At 37.4% G+C, this 21,668-nt stretch carries 16 protein-coding genes; 7 read left to right on the top strand and 9 right to left on the bottom strand.

Annotation, left to right across the window (positions count from 1 at the left end; translation table 11 throughout):
• Window positions 1-2,124, top strand: a complete 2,124-nt coding sequence (locus AC1DNH_RS04465; RefSeq protein ID WP_477607528.1) for a xanthine dehydrogenase family protein molybdopterin-binding subunit — start codon at window positions 1-3, stop codon at window positions 2,122-2,124.
• A 280-nt stretch (window positions 2,125-2,404) separates the two neighbouring features.
• Here the strand turns inward: AC1DNH_RS04465 and AC1DNH_RS04460 are convergent, their stop codons facing one another.
• The 4 genes from AC1DNH_RS04460 to AC1DNH_RS04445 all read right to left on the bottom strand — a co-directional run bounded on the left by AC1DNH_RS04460 (window position 2,405) and on the right by AC1DNH_RS04445 (window position 5,870).
• The gene (locus tag AC1DNH_RS04460; RefSeq protein WP_477583996.1) at window positions 2,405-4,018 is read right to left on the bottom strand and encodes a S8 family peptidase; all 1,614 of its coding nucleotides are present in this window, start codon (window positions 4,016-4,018) and stop codon (window positions 2,405-2,407) included.
• A gap of 156 nt (window positions 4,019-4,174) precedes the next feature.
• Window positions 4,175-4,771: a DUF4142 domain-containing protein gene (locus tag AC1DNH_RS04455; protein ID WP_477583995.1), complete on the bottom strand. Its 597-nt coding sequence runs from the start codon at window positions 4,769-4,771 to the stop codon at window positions 4,175-4,177.
• A 70-nt stretch (window positions 4,772-4,841) separates the two neighbouring features.
• Window positions 4,842-5,282, bottom strand: a complete 441-nt coding sequence (locus tag AC1DNH_RS04450) for a GNAT family N-acetyltransferase (protein WP_477583994.1) — start codon at window positions 5,280-5,282, stop codon at window positions 4,842-4,844.
• Between the two features lie 96 nt (window positions 5,283-5,378).
• Window positions 5,379-5,870 carry a YajQ family cyclic di-GMP-binding protein gene (locus AC1DNH_RS04445; protein WP_029275247.1) on the bottom strand — a complete coding sequence of 164 codons (492 nt, stop codon included), beginning with the start codon at window positions 5,868-5,870 and terminating at the stop codon, window positions 5,379-5,381.
• A gap of 76 nt (window positions 5,871-5,946) precedes the next feature.
• Between AC1DNH_RS04445 and AC1DNH_RS04440 the strand changes: the two genes are divergently transcribed.
• The 3 genes from AC1DNH_RS04440 to AC1DNH_RS04430 all read left to right on the top strand — a co-directional run bounded on the left by AC1DNH_RS04440 (window position 5,947) and on the right by AC1DNH_RS04430 (window position 9,618).
• A complete protein-coding gene (locus AC1DNH_RS04440) occupies window positions 5,947-6,576 on the top strand; it encodes a hypothetical protein (RefSeq protein WP_477583992.1) in 630 nt (209 codons plus the stop codon).
• Window positions 6,577-6,676: 100 nt separating this feature from the next.
• A complete protein-coding gene (gene ppk1, locus AC1DNH_RS04435; RefSeq protein WP_477607524.1) occupies window positions 6,677-8,737 on the top strand; it encodes a polyphosphate kinase 1 in 2,061 nt (686 codons plus the stop codon).
• Complete coding sequence (locus AC1DNH_RS04430) at window positions 8,737-9,618, top strand: Ppx/GppA phosphatase family protein (protein ID WP_029275244.1); 882 nt, start codon at window positions 8,737-8,739, stop codon at window positions 9,616-9,618. Before ppk1 ends, AC1DNH_RS04430 begins: the two co-directional genes overlap by 1 nt.
• A gap of 223 nt (window positions 9,619-9,841) precedes the next feature.
• Here AC1DNH_RS04430 and AC1DNH_RS04425 read toward each other — a convergent pair whose 3' ends face one another.
• From AC1DNH_RS04425 to AC1DNH_RS04405, 5 genes are all read right to left on the bottom strand, one after another.
• Entirely contained in the window at window positions 9,842-10,201 is a 360-nt protein-coding gene (locus AC1DNH_RS04425) for a DUF5655 domain-containing protein (RefSeq protein WP_477625209.1), read from the bottom strand.
• A gap of 8 nt (window positions 10,202-10,209) precedes the next feature.
• A complete protein-coding gene (gene pgl, locus AC1DNH_RS04420; RefSeq protein WP_477610111.1) occupies window positions 10,210-10,935 on the bottom strand; it encodes a 6-phosphogluconolactonase in 726 nt (241 codons plus the stop codon).
• A 127-nt stretch (window positions 10,936-11,062) separates the two neighbouring features.
• Window positions 11,063-12,577 (bottom strand): glucose-6-phosphate dehydrogenase, encoded by a 1,515-nt coding sequence (zwf, locus tag AC1DNH_RS04415; protein WP_477583401.1) that lies wholly within the window; start codon window positions 12,575-12,577, stop codon window positions 11,063-11,065.
• A gap of 29 nt (window positions 12,578-12,606) precedes the next feature.
• Window positions 12,607-14,022, bottom strand: a complete 1,416-nt coding sequence (gene gndA, locus AC1DNH_RS04410; protein WP_477625208.1) for an NADP-dependent phosphogluconate dehydrogenase — start codon at window positions 14,020-14,022, stop codon at window positions 12,607-12,609.
• Between the two features lie 85 nt (window positions 14,023-14,107).
• Window positions 14,108-14,866, bottom strand: coding sequence for an ROK family protein (locus AC1DNH_RS04405; protein ID WP_029275239.1), 759 nt, complete (start codon window positions 14,864-14,866; stop codon window positions 14,108-14,110).
• Between the two features lie 163 nt (window positions 14,867-15,029).
• Here AC1DNH_RS04405 and AC1DNH_RS04400 point away from each other — a divergent pair, with 163 nt between their 5' ends.
• The 3 genes from AC1DNH_RS04400 to AC1DNH_RS04390 all read left to right on the top strand — a co-directional run bounded on the left by AC1DNH_RS04400 (window position 15,030) and on the right by AC1DNH_RS04390 (window position 21,646).
• Entirely contained in the window at window positions 15,030-16,250 is a 1,221-nt protein-coding gene (locus tag AC1DNH_RS04400; protein WP_477583407.1) for a sterol desaturase family protein, read from the top strand.
• 646 nt (window positions 16,251-16,896) lie between these two features.
• Window positions 16,897-20,070: a SusC/RagA family TonB-linked outer membrane protein gene (locus AC1DNH_RS04395; protein WP_477584359.1), complete on the top strand. Its 3,174-nt coding sequence runs from the start codon at window positions 16,897-16,899 to the stop codon at window positions 20,068-20,070.
• Between the two features lie 10 nt (window positions 20,071-20,080).
• Entirely contained in the window at window positions 20,081-21,646 is a 1,566-nt protein-coding gene (locus tag AC1DNH_RS04390) for a SusD/RagB family nutrient-binding outer membrane lipoprotein (RefSeq protein ID WP_477609318.1), read from the top strand.
• Window positions 21,647-21,668: the final 22 nt, after the last annotated feature.

Below are 21,668 nucleotides of genomic sequence, written 5' to 3'. Positions count from 1 at the left end.
ATGGAAAAGAGAATTTTAAAAGACGACAACGACCGCGTAGATGGAATTTTAAAAGTTACGGGGCAAGCTAAATATTTTGCGGAATACGAACTGCCGGGTTTAACCTATGGTGTTTTGGTAACCAGTACCATTACCAAAGGAAAAATTACAGCGCTCGATACCAAGGCGGCTGAAAAAGCACCAGGTGTAATTGCTGTGATTTCGCATTTAAATAAGCCATCGGCAGCTGCTTACGAGCAGGAAGGCGGTCCACAGATGAAGATTTTTTATACCGACAAAATTTTCTACAATGGACAGCCAATCGCAATTGTAGTGGCCAATACCTTCGAAAGGGCAACTCATGCGGCATCATTGGTTAAAGCAACTTATGCTAAAGAGGATTTTAACACTGATTTTGAAAAAGCTTTAAAAGATCCTAAAGCAAAGAAACTTCAAGGTCAGGCCGACTATAAACGTGGCATAGAAAACGCTTATAAAACAGCAGAGGTGAAGCTCGAAGAAAGATATTTCCTGCCTATCGAAACACATAACCCGATGGAACTGCACGGAATTATCGCTGATTGGAGGCCAAATAACCAGCTTACCGTTTATGCCAAAACACAAGGTGTAAAAGCTACTCAGGGTACCATTGCAAATGTTTTTAAAATTCCAATGGAGAATATTCAGGTAAATTCGGAGTTTGTTGGCGGTGGTTTTGGAATGGCTTTACGCACATGGCCATTGGAAATTGCAACAGTAATGGCCTCTAAACATATTGGTAAACCTGTAAAAGTGGTGATTACCAGGATGCAAATGTTTACCATGGTGGGTAATCGGCCGGCAGCCATACAAACCATTGGTTTGGGGGCAAACAAAGATGGTAAATTAACAGGGATTACACACAGGGCTTATGGCGAAACCTCTACTTACGAGAACTTTACCGAAGGCGTGGTGAACATGGCAAAGTTTATGTACCAATGCGATAACGTAAATACGGCTTATGCCATTGTTCCGGTAGATCTTGGCGTTCCAATATGGATGCGTGGTCCAGGAGAGGCTACAGGAGCTTTTGCCCTGGAAAGTGCAATTGATGAAATGGCGCATGCTTTGGATATGGATCCATTGGATTTCAGGATAAAAAACGATCCTGAAACCGATCAACAGAAAAACAAACCCTTTTCGAGCAAAAACATTAAAGAAGCCTATAAAATCGGGGCAGAAAAAATAGGGTGGGGCAACCGGAAAAATAAGCCTGGCAGTTTGATTGAAGGACCATGGCAAACAGGTTATGGGGTAAGTGTTGGCGTTTTTAACGCCAATAGAGGTAAAGCCAGTGTGAAAGGCATTTTAAAGGCTGATGGATCGCTGCTTTTGCAAAGTGCAACCAGCGATATCGGTCCGGGAACAGGAACTGGCATGACTTTAATCGCCAATAAATTAATGAAAATTCCTGTAAATAAAATTACATTCGAATTAGGCGATTCTTCTTTGCCACCAGCGCCAAGTCAGGGCGGTTCGGCTACGTTATCTACAGTAGGTTCGGCAGTTAATGATGTTTGCGTAGCGTTAAAATCAGCCATCGCAGAACTGGCTGCAAATTCGAATATGGATGCAACGGCTAATTTTGTTGATGTTTTAAAAAAGAATAATCTTCCGCAAATAGAAGTAACCAAAGAAAGTCAAGGGGGAAAGGAAAGAGATAATTTCTCTATGTATTCGTTTTCCATTCACTTTGTACAGGTAAAGGTTCATTCGCTTACAGGCGTAGTAAAAGTGAGTAAAATCGTTTCTGTAGGCGATTCCGGTACCATTGTAAGTCCAAAAACGGCCCGAAGCCAGATGCTCGGTGGTGCTGTTGGCGGTATTGGTATGGCTTTAACCGAAGAATCGATTATCGACCACCGTTATGGAAGATATATCAATAATAATTTTGCCGATTACCATGTTCCGGTAAATGCTGATGTGCCAGAAATTGATGTGAATTTTATCAATAAGCCCGATCCTTACATTAATCCGATGGGTGCAAAGGGAATGGGTGAAATTGCGCTGATCGGTTTTTCTGCTGCTGTAGCTAATGCTGTTTTTAATGCCACCGGAAAGAGGATCAGGACATTGCCGATAACGCCGGATAAGATATTGGCTTAGTTAAGTTGTCTTTTAGTTTAATTCCAAACGCGGTTTGTCATCCTGAGCATAGTCGAAGGATCTTTACTTAGATAGATAACTGAACTTGATTTGGAATTACGAAGTGCTAATCGAAGATAATCTTATTGCTTTGGATCTACGTGCCTCGAAATGATAACCATTCAAATAAACAAAAAATGCATCCAGATTTTACATTGGGACGCATTTTTTGTTTATTTATCTTGTTAAGGGTAACAGTTTGAAGATTTTTCGCTTTCGCTCAGAATGACAAACAGAAAAATTATTTCGCAACTGCTTTACCCGAGTAAGTTGCCGCTAGCTTTAATGCATTGTAAGTATTAACAATTCCGCCACTGATACAAAGATCAGAGAATGGGATAGAAACTTTTTCTGCGTCTGGTTCTTCGCCTTTAGCATACTGTACGTTATGGTTAACTTTGGTAACCGATTTAACAATGATTTCTTTTACCTGCGCCGCTGTTAATTTTGGATAATAAGAGCGGATTAATCCTGCTAAGCCAGCTACAACAGGAGATGCCATACTGGTTCCGTCTAAATTTTTGTATTTAGAACCCGGTACAGTAGAATAAATCTGAACGCCTGGAGCAAAAACATCTACCTGGGTTTTGCCGAAATTAGAGAAACTGGCTTTTAGTGTTTCATCATCTTTAGGGCCTGAAGCACCAACGGTAATCCACGATGCAATAGTTTTCTCATCTAAATCTTTGTGGTTAGGGAAATTATTTTCTACATCGATATTTTTGTTTTCGTTACCCGCTGCCTGAACGATCAATACATCTTTAGATGCCGCATATTTCATAGCTTCATTAACGATGGCCTTGTCCCAGCTATAAGCCTTGCCAAAACTCATGTTGATTACTTTTGCACCGTTATCAACAGCGTAACGAATAGCATTAGCAACATCTTTATCCCTTTCATCACCATTTGGCGTACAACGAACACCCATAATGGCAACGTTATCTGCTACACCTAAAATACCAAGTTTGTTGGTTCTATCAGCCGCAATGATACCGGCTACGTGTGTGCCGTGCATCGCATCAGGACCTGCAACATCGTTATTGCCATAAAATTTCTCCTTAACATTGTTCGGATCATCGCCAACAATAGCGCGCGGATCATAGTCAAGATTTAAGTTGTAATTAACCTGGCGACTATAATAATCAAATCCTTCTGTAATCTGATCTTCGTAAAAATCTTTGAAGTTGCCTTTTTCTAATTGCTGGCTCAGTATATTTTGGATCCTGCCTTCAACCTCTGTAGAAGGTTTGAAGTTTTTAAAATCTTCTACGGTTGGGTTTTCTTTACCGATTTTCTTTACCACAGCATCTAAAGCTGTTTTAAAACCAGTAATACCTGCCAGATTTTCCCTGGCTTCTGCCAATTGTTTTTCTAAGTCGGCTCTTTCTGCTTTAAAAATTTCAAAATCCTTTTTATCTTTTTCTGCTACATTTGCATCTGTGGTATTGGCAAAACGTGCCTGATCGCGACGAACCAAACGGGTTAATTCTAAGGTTTCGAAGTTTACAGATTCTTTAGGGCCGCCAATAAAGTTCCAGCCATTTATATCGTCGATATAACCATTCTTATCATCGTCCTTGCCATTGCCGGTTATCTCTTTGGTATTTACCCACATAATTCGTTTTAAGTCTTCATGGGTAGCTTCTACACCACCATCATTAACTGCTACGATAACTTTAACAGATTTTTTACCTTTTAAAAGTTCTTTATATGCTTTTTCGGTACTGATTCCGAATGTACTATCACTTTTAAGATCAAGATTTTGCCAATTGGCTTTTTGCGCACTGACCAAAGTTGGTACCGCACTTACAAGCGCAACACTTAACAGCGCGCTAAAAATTCTACTCTTATTCATTTATGTATTTTTGTATTAAACGGCGAAAGTTAATTTTAATTTTTTTATTGGAAGAAATTGTATTAAAAATGATGTTTTTCACACATTTTGGTAACGAAAAAAATCCTGAAATTCATTATTCAGGATTTTGATCTTTAAAGCAAAATTTGCCTCTGTTTATTTCATATTGGCAACGATTTTTTTTGCCATTTCATCATGAGATTCGATTACACTTAAAGTGTTGCCAGCCCAGCTTTTAATTGCCTGATCGCGGTTTTGCATCCCCAGTTTAAATAAGGCTACTGTTTTTTCATGATCGGTAACCATCATAACCATATAATGTTTATCAAAAGCTGTACCCGTCATTTTCTTCATTTCATCCAAATGAATCTGATCTTCGGCCGGCAATGCATCTGGGGTGATTACTTTTTTGTTGACAGCCAAAGCTTTCAACTCTGTATTGGCTTTTGTGTGATCAGTCAACATTTTAGCGGCGAAATCTTTCACCTCAGCACTTTTGGCATTTTTCTGTGCAATCTTAGCGGCTTCAACTTCCATGATACCTCCAATTGCTGCTTTTCTTAAAAAAGTTGCACCCGCTTCATCAACACCCGATTCTGTACTTTCGGCTCCTGTAGCATGGTTGCCATTTACCATATTGGTATCGCCAGCAACACTGTCTTTTGTTGTTGCCGATTTCTTATCTGCAGTTTGACAAGCCTGAAATGAAAGCACCAGGGCAAAAGCAGTGGATAATAAAAATATCTTTTTCATGTTTTCTCTATGTTTTGATGTGTATGAAAAACAAGAGAGTTGAAAAAAGGTTTTAGCTGCTGAATGGCGATTATTCCGCTCCGTATGGATTTTTAACAACAATGGCCATTAAACGCTCCGGATTTTCAATTGGCTCGAAACCAAATTGTTTGTACAATCCGTGTGCATCTAAGGTACCGAGCCGATAAGTTCTTAATCCCTGTAGATCGGGGTGGAAGATCATAAACGACATTAGTTTTTTTGATAAGCCCAAACCGCGGTAACTTTCTTTAACGTACACATCGCAAAGCCATGCAAAGGTGGCCTTATCGGTTACCCAACGGGCAAAACCTACCTGCTCTGTTCCTTTGTAAATGCCAAAACAAAGTGAGTTTTCAATAGAACGTTTTACGGTATCTAAGGGGATGCCTTTTGCCCAATAAGATTCTACACTTAAATAATGATGTATGGCTTCGGGATCTAAAAGCTCTTTTTTATCGGAAAATATAAAACCGTTTTCGCTGATTTCCATGAGTTGAATGGTTAATCGGTTAATTGTTTAAATTGGTTAATTGTAGTAATACAGCAGTACGGTTAACCGATTAACCAGTTTAAACAGTTAAGCTTTCTAATTGCGCATATTAATAAACTGTAATGGCTGACCAAAATCTTCATTTCTACAAAGATTCATCACAGCTTGCAGATCATCGATTTTTTTTGCGGTTACTCTAACCTGATCGTCCATAATAGCAGGCTGAACTTTTAATCCACTCGCTTTGATCTTTGCCACAACCTTTTTTGCTGCTTCCTTATCTAATCCTTCTTTAATACTGATTTCTTTTCTGATCATGTTACCGGAGGCCTGATGCTCATCGCCAAAATCTAAACTTTTCGGATCTAAATTCTGTTTCATCATCCGCGAGATAATGGAACCTTCGATTGCTTTTAATCGCATATCATCTTCAGTAACAATGGTTACCACGTTTGTTTTTTTATCCAGATCGATGGTGCTTTTCGATCCGTTAAAGTCGAATCGGTTAAGGATTTCTTTTTTAGCATTGTTAATTGCGTTGTCCAATGTTTGCGCATCAACTTTACTTACAATATCAAAAGAAGGCATGGTTTTAGCTTTAAAGTAAAAAAATAAGTAGATTTAATAGAAATTAATCCATCCTCACAAAAAAACGAAAAATAATATGAAAACCACTAAACCGAAGTCTCAAAAAAAGATCACCAAAAAAGAAGTGAAGAAACAATTGGAGCAGTCGATTACAGATAAGTTCTTAGATGTGATCAAAAGTTTAGGTCATGATGTATCGGAAATTAGTACGGAGGTAGGGAAAGCGAGTAAGCGTGTGGCTAAAAAATTAACTAAGAAGTTCACCATCGTAAAGGCAGATGTGGGACAGAAAATTGATGATTTGCTACATGCATCAAAAGAGAAAGCAAAAGCAGCGAAGAAACCAGTTGCCAAAGCGGTAAGTAAATCTGAAAGAACTGCTCAGAAAGTTGTTAAAAAAGCCGTTGCAAAGGCTAAACCAGTAGTACAAAGCATTAAGGTTGCTGCAATAGAAACAGAAGAAAAGGCAGAAAAAGTATTGGCAAAGCCAGTTATAAAAGCAAAAGAAGCAGCAAAAGAGTCGACAACAGTTGCCAAAAAAGCGGCAAGTACCGCAGGTAAAGCACCAGCAAAAGCTGCTACAGCAGTTAAAAAAGTAATAGCGCCGGCCGCTACTCCTGCAAAAGCAGCCCCTGTTGTTAAAAAAACGGTTGCTAAAACTTCAACATCGGTTAATAAAGAGACGAAAACACCTACTAAAAAATAAATTTGTTAACGTTAACGTGTAAATGAATTAACATCAATTTAACAAATTAATGTGCAGTTTTGAGCATCCCTGTTTTGGCAGGGATTTTTTATTTTTTTAAATGAGCAATAAGAAGATCCCTTTTTTAAACCGCGAAATCAGTTGGCTTTACTTTAACGAACGTGTACTGCAGGAAGCCGCCGATGAAACGGTTCCGCTGATTGAACGGATTAAATTTCTATCTATATTTTCTTCAAATTTAGAGGAATTTTACCGTGTGCGAGTGGCCACCATGACCCGGCTAACCAATCTGAACGATAAGGCTAAAGCACTTTTGGGATTTAATCCAAAGAAAATTCTGAATGAGATTAAAAATATTGTTGTAAAACAGGAAAGAAAATTCGACCAGCTTTTTCAGGCTACCCTGATAAACGAACTTGCTCAAAACAGGATTTTTATCTTAAACGATACTCAACTGAATGTAAGCAGGGGAGAATTCGTTAAAAATCATTTCAGGGATAAGATTTTATCTAACCTGGTTCCCATTATGCTGGATATGGATAAACCTTTTCCAGAACTGAAAGACCGGTACCTTTACTTTTTTGTTAAACTTTCGAAAAAGGATACAAAAATTAAAGAGAAATATGCACTGATTGAAATTCCGCCTAATTTGCCACGGTTTTTGGTCCTGCCTGAAACAAACGATTTAAAATTTATTATTCTTGCCGAAGACATTATCAGGTATTGTTTGGATGATATATTTTATGTTTTTACTTACGATAATTTAGAGGCTTATTCGATCCAGCTAACGCGGGATGCCGAATTAGATATCGATAAAAACATTAATGATAAGTTTATCGAAGATTTAAAAAGCAGTTTAGAAAAACGTAAAAAAGGAAAACCAATGCGTTTGCTTTATGATTCGGCGATGCCTTTAAATATGCTTACTGTACTGGTGAATAAACTTAAGCTTGAGGCCGAAAGTTTAATTCCGGGTAACCGTTACCATAAGTTTGGCGATTTTATTGCTTTCCCAAATGTAGGTAAAAAGGAATTGGAATATGCGCCGAATGTGCCACTGAAGGTTCACGATTTGCACAGAACCCAAAGTATGTTTAATAAAGTTGCCCAGCGCGATTATTTGGTAAATTTACCCTACCAATCGTATGACTATATTATTTTGTTCTTACGTGAAGCTGCAATTGATCCGAAAGTAACCGAAATACAGATTACTTTATACCGGTTAGCCGAAAACTCAAAAGTAATCAATGCATTAATCAACGCAGCTAAAAATGGTAAAGCAGTTTCTGTTTTATTAGAACTTAAAGCACGTTTTGATGAACAGGCTAATATTTACTGGACCAGCCGCTTAATGGAGGAGGGGGTTAAGGTAAATTACGGTTTAACCGACTATAAAGTGCACTCTAAAATTTGTTTGGTTAAACGGATTGAAAAAGACAAGCCAGTTTACTATGCAAACTTAGCAACAGGAAACTTTAACGAGAAAACCGCAGGTTTATACTGTGATCATAGTATTTTCACCGCAAAGAAAGAGATTACGAACGATCTGGTAAAACTTTTTGATGCGTTGAGCAAACGTACAGTAACTAAGGGATTTAAACACCTGATTGTTTCGCCGCTGGAGAGCCGTTCGAAACTGGTCAATTTTATTAACCGTGAAATCAGGAATGCTAAACAGGGCAAACTTGCTTACATCATGTTAAAGGTAAATAGTTTAGCGGATGAAGGAATTATTGCCAAACTTTACGATGCGAGCAATGCTGGGGTTAAAGTTCAGCTGATTATCCGTGGTATCTGCTGTCTGGTACCTGGAGTAAAGGGCTTTAGTGAAAATATTACCGCCATTAGTATTATCGATAAGTTTTTGGAGCATGCCAGGGTTTATATTTTTGGTAATAACGGTAAAAACGACATGTATTTATCATCTGCAGATTTAATGAGCAGGAATTTCGAACACCGCGTAGAGGTAGGATTCCCGGTTTTAGATCATGATGTGAAACAGGAGATACAGGATATTATCGATCTGCAACTGCAGGATAATACCAAATCAAGGCAGATTAATACTTTGAACAATAATAAATACCATAAAAACAGATTAAGTAAAAAGATAAGGGCGCAGGTAGACATCTACAACTATTTAAAAACAAAGCATCAATCATAATGTTAAGATACGCAGCTATAGATATCGGTTCGAATGCGGTGAGGTTACTCATCGCTGATATTAGCAAACAAGACGGAAAATATAAGTATAAAAAGAACACTCTTATACGTGTGCCGCTCCGGTTGGGAGATGATGCATTCTTAGATCAATATATTTCGGAAAAAAAATCTGCAGATCTGGTAAAAACCATGACTGCTTTTAAAAATCTGATGGATGTTTATCATGTTTCGGAATATTTAGCCTGTGCAACATCTGCCATGCGTGAGGCCCGTAATGGAGAAGATATTGTTAAGCTGATTAAAAAGGAAGCAGACGTTACTTTAGAGATTATTGAGGGGCAGCGGGAAGCAAATATTATTTATGCTAACCATATTGAAGAAGAGTTAGACGAAAATAAAAATTACCTATATATTGATGTGGGTGGAGGTAGTACCGAACTGTCAGTTTTTGTAAAAGGTGCTCCAGAAGCATCAAGATCCTTCAATATTGGTACAATCAGGATGCTCGATAACCAGGATAAGGAAGAAACCTGGGATGAAATGAAAGATTGGGTAAAAGAACATACAAAAGCATATAAACATTTGGCAGGCATAGGTACCGGTGGTAACATCAATAAACTCTTCCGCATGTCGGATGAGAAGGAAAATGCACCTCTGTCTTTGCAAAAGCTAAATTCGATGTATAATAAATTAACCAGTTATTCACTGAAAGAAAGAATTAATACGCTGGGCTTAAATCCCGACCGTGCAGACGTAATTATCCCGGCTTGTGAGATTTATTTAACCTTAATGAAATGGACTGGTATAAAACAGATTTATGTGCCTAAAGTGGGTATGGCCGATGGCATTATTAAGTTGTTGATTGAAGAGAAATTGGATTAAATTAAGCTACTTGATCGTCATTTCGACCGAAGTGGGAGAAATCTATCAAACAGATTTCTCTCCCGACTTAACATCGGGACTACGATGCAGTCGAAATAACGAATTTGGTTTCGAATGAATAACATCAGAAGAAAATTCTCTCCGCCTCGTCATCCTGAACTTGTTTCAGGATCTTTTTAGTCAGGAAAATCATCACAACAAAGACCCTGAAATGAATTCAGGGTTACATATTTTGTTTCATAGCCATTTTTAAAAAACCTTTCACCTCATCATTAACATCTTCTTCGAAATAAATCCTCAAATGATGGTTAAATTGATCGGTTCCTGGCACCTGCGCAATCTTAATGAAGCAAAGATTGTTTTCATAAGGTTGATTGAAAGGAACAACCACATGAATAAAGTTTTTCCCCAATTGCGTAATATATGCAAAACTTTTTCTTGATTCGATCGCAATCATGGATTTTGTAGGTCTGAGATTTATCTCTCCTAATCTGGTCAATTGTTCAATAAAAAAACGGAATAACCCTAGGGTATATTCCGTTTTTCCGTTTAAAAAGTCTGACAAATGTTTTTCTTCAGACATCATTATCTTTAATCTTCTAGTAATTTTGTTGCAGCCTCATCGGTAAACCAGGTTAATTTTCCATCAATCGGATCAATTAACTGTGAAGGGTAAGTTGCAACATCTTTTTGCTCATCGCCAATAACATGTTTTAAAGCTTCGGCTTTATTCTCTCCAAAAACCAAAAATGCTACATTATCGGCTTTGTTGATTAACGGTGCTGTAAAACTGATGCGGTACGTATCCAATTTCTCTACATAAACTGAAGCCACATTTACTTCTTCATCTTTAACCAAAGTGGTGTGTGGGAAAATCGAAGCCGTATGTGCATCATCGCCCATACCCAAAAGGATTAAATCGAAAATGAGATCTTCACCGTTAAAGTGTTTATCGATTGCTTTTTTATATTCGATAGCTGCTTTTTCTGGAGCCAAAGTGGTATCAACGTAAAAAATATGGTCTTCTTTAATGCCTAGTGGATCTAAAATGGTTTTCTTGGCCATTAATCCGTTGTAGTTATCATCATTGGCCGGAACGTTGCGCTCATCGCCAAAGAAGAAGTATACTTTTTCCCAATCAATTCTGTGCTGACCTTCTGTTGCCAGAAGATGATAAAGTGCTTTAGGAGAACTGCCGCCAGTTAATACGAAATTAAAGCGGTCGTTTTCTTCGATAGACATTTCTGCAATTTTAATTACATAATCTGCCAGATCCTGGTTTAGTTCTTCTAATGTTTTGTATATGAGTAGATTCATTTTTATAACTAATAAGAGCCGTCATGCTGAATTTATTTCAGCATCTATTTATTAAAAAGACCCTGAAACAAATTACCTTCGGTGAGCTCGCTAAGGCTCGGTTCAGGGTGACGACCTGAGTAAAAATTTATTCCTTATTCTTCAATGGCAGGTTAAACCAGTGGAAACCATCTCTTGCAATAAGTGCTTCAGCTTCTTCTGGTCCCCAGCTATCGGCAGGGTAGTTAGGGAAGTTGATTGATTTTTTGCTTTCCCAAGTATTTAAAATCGGCATGACCAGTTCCCATGCTGCTTCCACTTGGTCGCCACGCATGAACAAGGTTTGATCGCCCATCATGGCATCTAATAATAAGGTTTCGTAAGCCTCAGGGGTATCACCCTCGTAAGTTCCTTTATAATCGAAAATCATATCAACAGGATTCAATACCATATCCAATCCAGGTCTTTTGGCCTGTACCTGCATACGGATACTCATTTCTGGCTGTATGCTGATTACTAACCTGTTTTGTTGCCAGTTTTCGGTTACGCCTGATGAGAAAATCTGATGCGGAACATCTCTAAATTGAATGGTAATTAAAGATGAAGTTTGGTTTAAGCGTTTTCCAGTTCTTAAATAGAAAGGAATACCTTGCCATCTCCAGTTATCGATATGGAATTTAACAGCAGCAAAAGTTTCTGTATTAGAATGTGCATCAACACCTTTTTCCTGACGGTATCCAGGCACTTCCTTACCTTCAACCCAACCTTTACTATATTGACCCCGAACAGTATGAAAACGGATATCTTCGGCAGAAAAAGGACGCATTGCTCTTAAAACCTCCACCTTACGGTTCCTGATTTCATCAGCATCAAAATTAATTGGCGCTTCCATTCCAACCAAACAAAGCAATTGCAACAGGTGATTCTGAATCATATCTCTTAAAGCACCAGAACCTTCATAATAACCTCCACGATCGCCCACGCCTAACTGCTCGGTTACCGAAATTTGAACGTGATCGATATAAGACCTGTTCCATAACGGCTCGAACAATGCATTGGCAAAACGGAAAGCCATCATGTTTTGTACAGTTTCTTTACCCAAATAATGATCGATGCGATAGATCTGCTTTTCGGTAAAAATGGTGCTCAATAATGTATTCAGTTCTTTTGCTGATTCTAAATCATGGCCGAAAGGTTTTTCGATAACGATACGGCTATTGTCTTCATCTTGTGTAAGTTTATATTTCTGCAAACATTCAGCAATAATCGGGAAGAAATTAGGCGCAACTGCCAGATAGAAAATTACCTGTGTTCCGACTCCAAATTCTTTTTGATATTTTTCTACAGTTGCTTTAAGGTTTTCGAAAGTTTTTGGCTGGGCAAAATCGGTAGGACAGTAACTCATAGTCTTTGCAAAATCGTCCCATTTCTCTTTTTTTACTTTTCCGCTGCGAGAAAACTGGTTTACAGCATCTTCTAAAGCAGCTTTGTAGCTATCGTCGGTAAATTCGGTTCTACCGGTACCAATAACGGCAAATTTATCTGGCATGTAACCCTCAATAAATAAATTATATAGGGCAGGTGCTAATTTTCTTTTGTTTAAATCACCTGTTCCACCAAATATTACAAAAATGGTAGGGTTTAATGCGGTTTTGGTTTTCATTTTATGTTCTTGTTCGTGAATCTAATAGGTTATGATAATTTATTCCAATCAGCATGGAAAACACCATCTTTATCGATACGCTCGAAGGTGTGTGCTCCAAAGAAATCTCTTTGTGCCTGGATTAAGTTAGAAGGCATTCTAGCTGTGGTAATGGTATCGAAATAGGTTAGCGTAGACGCAAATGCAGGGATACCCAAACCAGAATTGATACATGCACTAATTGTTTTGCGTGTACCAGCTAAAGTACCTTTGATAATGTTCTGGATACCCGCATCCCCGAATAGATGTTCTAAAGCGTTGTTTTTATCGTAAGCCTGATAAATATCTTCTAAAAATTTAGCCCTGATGATACAGCCACCACGCCAGATTTTAGCAATTTCCTGTAACTGTAAATCGTATTGGTATTCTTTTGAAGCCTGAACCAGTAAATGCATACCCTGTGCATAAGCACTGATCATAGAGAAGTAAAATGCATCTTCCAGTTCATCAATAGTAACAGCAATTTTGGTGTCTTTTTTGCCAAAAGCCTCTTCTAAAGAAACCCTTAGTTTTTTGAATTTAGATAAATCACGGTTAGAAACAGCTTCGTTAATGGTTGGTACAGGTAACTGAAGTTCCATTGAAACCTCCGAAGTYCATTTTCCGGTGCCTTTTGAGCGTGCTTCATCTTTAATCTGATCTAAAAGATTGTTTTGCGTTTCTGTATCTTTAAAAAGAAAGATTTCGGCAGTAATTTCCAATAAGAAGGATTGCAATCTGCCTTCGTTCCATTTTTTGAAAACCTTATATATATCATCGTTTGAATAGCCTAAGCCATTTTTAAGGATGCCATAAACCTCGGCAATAAGCTCCATAATGGCATACTCAATTCCGTTGTGCACCATTTTAACAAAGTGGCCAGAAGCACCAGGGCCAATATAGGTTACGCATGGATCGGTTCCAACTTTTGCCGCTACAGCATCAAAAACATCTTTAACTACGTTATAAGCCTGTTTATCGCCACCTGGCATCATACTCGGACCAAAACGTGCACCTTCTTCACCACCAGAAATACCCATTCCGAAGAAATGTAAACCATCTTTCTCCAGTTCGTCAACACGGCGGTTGGTATCGGTAAAATGTGAATTTCCGCTATCGATAATAATATCGCCCTTGCTTAAAAGTGGTTTTAGTTCTGCAATAACGCTATCTACAATTGGTCCGGCTGGTACTAATAAGATTAATGTACGTGGTGTTTGTAAGCTAGAAATAAAGCTTTCAATATCGTCAAATCCTTCTAAATTGTGTTTCTTGCCTTCTTCTTCAAGTTTCGAGATCATTTTCCTGTCTTTATCGTAACCTGTTACAGAGAAGCCTTTATCAGCCATGTTTAATAATAAGTTCCGGCCCATTGTGCCTAAACCGATCATTCCCAATTTATATTTTTTCGAATCGTTATTTGCCATTTTTTATTTTTTATAATGCACCCAAAATTAGGGTTTACAAATTAATATTGCAGCTATTGTTGTTAAAAGATTGTAATAAAGATTATTATTTTTTAGGCTCAACTGTAAAGATATTGTACTTGTCGGCCAGTTTCCAGAGTTTAGCACCACCTTTAATCCCGTCTCTGTTGGTTACAATTTTAATATTGCTTTCCAGTTTAAAGTCTATTTGTTTAGAATTGCCACCACCAATATATAAGGTATCATAATTGAAAACCGTTTTGTAGATTTCGATTACTTTTTTGAGCCTTTTATTCCAGCGCTCAGTCCCGATTTTTTCAAAAGCCTTATTTCCGATATAATCGTCATAGTCTTCTTCCTTGCTGATCGGGAAATGGGCAAGTTCTAAATGCGGTAGTAATTCTCCATCGAATAATAAAGCTGTTCCAAAACCTGTACCTACTGTGAAAACAATTTCAAAGCCTTTGCCCTCAACTACACCTAAGCCTTGTTGATCGGCATCATTTACCAAACGTACCGATTTACCTAACTCGTTAGCAACACGCTGAGCGAGATCAACATCTGCCCATTTGTTTTTTGCCAGGTTAGGGGCGGTTTTAACAATTCCGTTTTTAACATAACCGGGAAAACCGATCGATACGCGGTTGTAGCTAACAGGAAAAGGCTTAATCAACTCTATAATTCCAGAAACAATATCCTTTGGAGTAGCTTCTGGTGGGGTTTTGCTTTTTAAATATTCGGTAAGCATATTTCCGCTTTCATCCAAAAGAACTGTTTTAATGCTTGTGCCGCCTATATCAATAGATAATATATTGTTGTTTTCAGCTTTTTTATCTGTAGCCATAATTGTGTATTTATAATTTCGAAGTTCTACAAATAAATTAAAACAACAAACATTAAATGAAGATCGAAGTAATTTAGGTGTAATAATATATTCTATAAAATCTATGTATTTAATAGAATATATTTAAGTTTGTTCCGTTAAACTAAAAAAGACCACAAAAGTTATGACGGTAAACTACCTTGCATTTGCTATTCCAGCGTTTTTTATTTTTGTATTTATTGAGTTTAGGATCGCTCAGCACCAAAAAAAAGCGAAAATATTTAAATATGAAAGTACGGTTGCAAATTTTAGTGTAGGTATTGCCGAAAGGTTATTGAACTTATTTATTGCGGCAAGTTTTTATCAGGTGTACGATTGGGTGTATTTAAATTATGCAATTTTTGATATTTCTACAAAATGGTATGTGTGGATATTATTGCTATTGTCAACAGATCTTGTTTGGTACTGGTACCATAGACTAGGCCACGAAATCAATTTTTTGTGGGCTGCACATATCGTTCATCACCAGAGCGAAGAGTTTAATTTATCCGCGGCTGCGAGGATTACGACCATTCAAGCCATTTTCCGCAACGTGTTTTGGTGTATATTACCATTAATTGGTTTTCATCCCAATATGATTATTACCATACTTTTGGCCCATGGAGCCTATTCATTTTTTACGCATACACAATTAATCGGTAAGCTGGGTTGGCTTGAACGTATATTCATCACGCCTTCTTTGCATGGTGTTCATCATGCCTCTGACGAAAAATACCTGGATAAAAACTATGGCGATGTTTTTGTATTCTGGGATAAATTATTTGGTACTTTTCAGGCCGAAGAAGAGGCGCCTAAATATGGGTTAACACATCCTATTAAGAGTTATAGTTTCCTATGGCAGCATTTTCACTACTATTTAGAAATAGGAGAGGCGTACAAGCGTGCAAATGGATTTAGGGCCAAATGGAATGCCGTGTTCGGGAGCCCAGCGTTGATGGATCAAAACATCCGGCCCATTTTAGAAGAGCGTTACTTTCAAAATAAAATACAACGAGCTGCTAAACCTAAGTTTAAAAACTATTTAAATATACAGTTGATAACAGTGGTTGCAATGCTTACCGGCACGACCTTGTTTTACAGTTTTTTAACACCATTCAATAAAGCTGCAATACTTGTCTTTATCTTGCTTACTTTAATCAACATCGGTGCGCTTTTAGAACAACGTAAATGGATCTATTACCTCGAGTGTTTCAGGCTCATATTAATTTTTGGCTATTTTTTCTACGCTTTTAACCTGCTTGGTTTTTTAATATTTCCGGTGATTATCTTAATTGCACTTGAACGGACATTCTCTTTACGTAAACTTTACATGAAGCATGTATTTGAGTACGCAAAGGCAGGTTAGTTATGTTTCTTTATCTTTCGGTTTAGGTTGATATATAAATGTTACAACGCGATGTTTCGTTTTGTTGCTCTATTTATTTTCCTGTCACCATGCCTTGTAATAAAATTATTACGTGGTGCTTTTGTGTTGATGATTTAATCTGCTGGCGCCTTGTTTTTCTTTATATATTATTAATAAAGCCATTTTTTGCTTTATTTAGGAATAACTCGCTTATTCTATTCTTCTTACTATCATCGTTATTTCTGTCTGTTTAAACATTCAATTAAAAAATATTTCTTGCTGATTTATTTTATTGTTTTTAGTTTCGATTTGTTTTGTTAATTTTAATTAACGAAATATATAGTAAGTAAAAATAAATAAATCGCAATCTATTTGGGTTGCTTTTCAATACGTTAATGTTTGCTTAATATATTTTTAACATAAACAGGCTTACTTTGCCCGCAAATCCGGACAAAATAAATCGCACATATGAACCCTATTACTAACCGGATATACTATAATAATTATGATCAAAAATTTTACTCAACAGATTTCGTGGCATCAATGCGTTCTGCATGTAAAGCAAAGCAGTCCCGATAATCACCAAAAGAAAAGCCGAACTTTTTTTAAGGGTAGACTAAAACGCTTTAGTTTTTTAGTTTGTATTATGCTGATACAATTAATTTGTATTAATGAAAGTTTTGCGCAAACTCCGGCACAAAATATTGTAATTAAAGGTACGGTGTTGGATGACCAGGATGGTCAGATATTAATTGGAACAACGATAACGGATAACAATAAGAAGTTTTTGGGGGTATCTAACGATAAAGGAGATTATACCATCACAATTGCAAAGGGAACTACTGTTCTTTATAATATGATTGGTTATACAACCCTAACCAGAACATTTAATAATAACGAAAATAATGTGATTGTTAGGCTTAGTTCTTCTACAAGTCAATTAAACGAAGTGGTTGTTACGGCATTAGGCATAAAGCGTGAGGAAAAATCGTTAGGTTATGCAGTTTCTAAATTAGATAGTACGGCCTTTACCAATGCGGTTTCTAGTAACTGGACAGATGCTTTATCGGGCAAAGTTGCAGGTTTAAATTTGGTTAGAAATAGTGGCCCAGCCGGTTCAAATAAAATTATTCTTCGTGGTGAAAATAATTTGACAGGAGATAACGAAGCCTTAATTGTAATTGATGGCGTTGTGGCGAGTAGTTCGGCAAGGCGTACAGGCGGTACAGGAGGCGGTGTTTACGGTACATCAGGAGATATTATGCCTGCCGATTTTGGTAGTGGGTTAAATGATTTAAATCCTGATGATATAGAAAATGTAACCGTATTGAAGGGTCCTGCTGCATCAGCATTGTATGGACAGCGTGGAGCAAATGGGGCTATCATCATCACAACAAAATCTGCCAGTTTAAATAAAAAGAAAGTTAATATCTCTTTTACTTCAAATAGTGCATGGGAAGAAATTAACAAAAGTCCTGATAGGCAAACACAATACGGCGCTGGGGTATCTGGCAATTCATATTACTCATATGGAGCGAGTGCCGATGGAGCAAACACCAATTCTACAAGTTCTACTTATGGCCCTGAGTTTTCTCCTGGAGCGATGTTTTTTCAATATGACCCTGCAACCAGAGCGCAAGGATTAACCAGAACACCATGGGTGGCAACTCCTGATCCAATTGATGCATTTTTTAAAACCGGTTTCGAATCATCCAATTCATTTGGTATAGATGGTACTTATAAAAAAGTGGGTTTACGCTTCTCTGCAAGCCATGGCAATAACGAATGGATTGTGCCAAATACAGGTTTGGAGCGAACTACTGCTGCATTAAATATTACAAGTAACGTAACTAAAAAACTAAACATTAACGCCAAGGTGCAATATAGCAATAGAAAAAGCGATAATTTACCAGCCACGGGTTATGGTAATCAGTCGTTAATGTATTGGTTTATGTTTGCACAACCAAATATGAATATTGATTGGTATAAAGATTATTGGGCAACAAACTTAGTTTACAGACAGTTTACAAATTTAACTACCACTTTCCCTGAAGGCCCTTATGCTATATCAGAGCAATATTTAAACGGACAAAGACGGAATGGTTGGTTAGGAAACATCCAAGCGACTTATAGATTTACGGATGCATTGAGTTTAATGCTTAGAGCATCGGGAGATTTGAATAATGACGTTCGCGAAACTCTTCGCCCTTGGGATGCTGCAGGTAATAAATTCGCACATGGTTCTTATCGCGTTGCGGATATACGATCTTACGAAATAAGTGCCGATTTTTTATTAAAGTATAATAAACAATTAACTAAAGATATTCAGCTTACTGCCAATTTAGGTGGCAGCCAAATGCGTAATCAATACAACAAGCTAGAAAAAAGAGCTGATGGATTAGTTATTCCAAATCTTTATGAGTTAAGCAATAACGAAAATCCTTTAGTTTATTCCCCCGATACGGCACAATACAGGCTCAATAGCTTTTATGCTTTAGCTTCTTTAAGCTTTAAAAACTACCTTTATTTAGATATAACAGCCCGTCAGGATTGGAACAGTACATTAGCAACAATTACCAGAACTGATAATGTTGGTTTTTTCTATCCTTCTGCAAGTTTGGCTTTTGTTGCTTCCGATTTTTGGAAACTACCAAAAGTAATCAGCTTTGCTAAATTAAGAGCCTCTATTGCCAGTGTTGGTAGTGGTGGCACCACGCCTTACAGAACTGCTTATAATTATTTGTACGCAGCAGATGGTATTTACCCTGATAGCGCGATGAATAATCCACGTGTTTTGCCAAATCCCGATTTAAAGCCACTAAAAACGACTACAATTGAGCTTGGTTTAGATTTAAAATTATTTAACAACCGATTAAACTTTGATTTTGCAGCGTATAGCGGAAACACCAAAAATCAGATTTTGAGTCGCATTGTTGATAAGGCCTCCGGTTATAATGTTCAAGTAATAAATGTGGGTAGGGTAGATAATAAAGGCATTGAGCTTGCTATAAATGCTACACCGCTAAAATCTCGTACTTTTAAATGGGAGGTAAATGCAAACTTCTCGGCCAATAGAAATAAAATTAGAGAACTGGCAGATAGTTCAGTTGTGTTACGTACTGGTGCGCTAGGTGGCGGACAAGTGGTTGCCAATGTTGGCGGTAGCATGGGCGATATGTATGGTAGAGGTTATTTACGTTCACCAGATGGGCAAATAGTTTTTAATCCGACCACAGGAGTAGCGCTAGAAAATCCTGATTTGCTGTATTTAGGTAACACAATACCTCAATTTAGGTTTGGTTTTGGCACTAGTATTACTTATAAAAATGTTAGTGTTAGTGCATTGTTTGATGCACAATTAGGCGCAGTTGGGCATTCTTTAACATTTTCTAGAATGGCATCGTTAGGTAAACATAGTATTACCTTGCCAGGAAGATATAATGGCATAGTTGGCGACGGGGTACTTCTAAATCCTGATGGAACGTACCGTAAAAATGATGTGGTAGCCACCGATATGAATGCCTATTACGAATCAATTTATGGTAGTGGGCAAGCAGAAGGAAGTGTATTTAGAACGGATTACTTAAAATTTAGAGAAGCAAATTTAACATACAATTTTGGGCAAAAAGTGCTTAAAAGTATAGGTTTTACTAAATTGAGTCTAGGCGTTTATGGGCGTAACTTATTTATTTGGTCGCCTTGGCCAGCTTTCGATCCCGAGTTTGGAACATTAGCGGGAGGAGATATAGTTCAAGGTTTTGAAACAGGCCAATTGCCTTCAACCAGAACTTTTGGAGCCCGTTTAGTAGTTGGACTTTAATTTTATCAACATGAAAAATTATAAACAAACATTAGCATATACTTTTTTAGCCATTATTGGTTTAACCTTTAATTCTTGTACAAAAGACTTTACCGGAGTTAATACCGATCCTATTGGCAAGAGCACAACAACAGCAAACCAATTATTAGCACCTGCTTTAGTTGGTGTTCTTAACGCAAATATGAGCAGAAATTGGAATTTTAATAACCAGCTAATGCAAGTAACGGTTGAAATTAACGATTCGGAAGGTCGTGTTTTTAGGTACGATGTACGAAGAACACAGGCAGATTATACCTGGAACAATTGGTACTTATTTTTAACTGATTTAAAAGATATTTATACCATTGCCAGCAAGCCAGAATCGCTAAACAAATCATATCAAGGCATATCACTTGTTGCTCAAACTTGGGTATCTCAATTATTAACTGATACTTATGGAGATGTACCTTATAGCGAAGCCAATTTAGGTAAAGAGGGAAACGTACAACCTAAATTTGACAGACAAAAAGATATTTATGCTGATATGTTTGCCAAATTAGAACAAGCTAACCAACTTTTAAAAGAGGGTACGCCAATTAATACCACTGGCGATCCTGTTTTTCAAGGCGATGTTTCAAAATGGAGAAGGTTTTGCAACTCGTTATATTTACGATTATTATTAAGGGCATCGGGCAAAGCCGAAGTTGCGCCAACTATAATTGCCAAAATAAAACAAATTGTTGATGGCAACCCATCAGAATATCCGATAATGCAAAATAATACCCACACGGCTAAAATTTTATGGAACGGAACAAACAGTAGTACCGCAGTTTTTTCATCACCATTTATGGTGAATATTAGAGCTGCTGATTTCAGAGGAATTCCTATTTGCAATTTCTTTTTGGGTAATCTGGTAACATGGGATGACCCCCGTATGAATAGTAATTTAACAGGTAACAATGTTAATCGTTTTTGTATAGATGCTGCACCAAATGGTGGTTTTGTTGGTATTCCAAGTGGTTATGCTCAGGGATCTGGTCTTTCGGTTTTATCTCACTTTAATTCTGATGCTGAAAATAAGCCCACCTTACAAACTGATCGTTTTACAGGTATAATTATGAATGCTGCCGAAGTTGATTTTATTTTGGCAGAAGCTGCTGCAAGAGGATGGATTAGTGGCCCAACTGAAAAATATTACTACAAAGGAATGGTTGATGCGATAAATTATTGGTTGCCAAATTACATCAGTACAACAACTGATAGTAGGTTTATTGATTATGTACAGGCAGCCAATTTAGATTGGGATTCAACACTTCCATTGGATAATACCACATCCGGAAATAGTCAGTTAGAGATGATTCATATACAAAAATACTACGCAATGTTTTTGGTGGATTTTCAGCAATGGTTTGAATATCGCCGTACCGGGCATCCTATTTTACCAAAAGGACCCGGTTTGGTTAACAACCAAAAAATGCCAGCAAGGTTAAATTATCCAGTGGTAACACAATCAACAAATCCAACTAGGTATAATAATGCAATAGCTGCACAAGGTGCTGATGACATAAATACCTTAATGTGGTGGCAGAAACCATAATTATTTAAAATTGAATTAAAAA

Source organism: Pedobacter sp. 01N310 (assembly GCF_056399805.1).
This window is presented reverse-complemented; position numbering and strand designations above follow the sequence as displayed.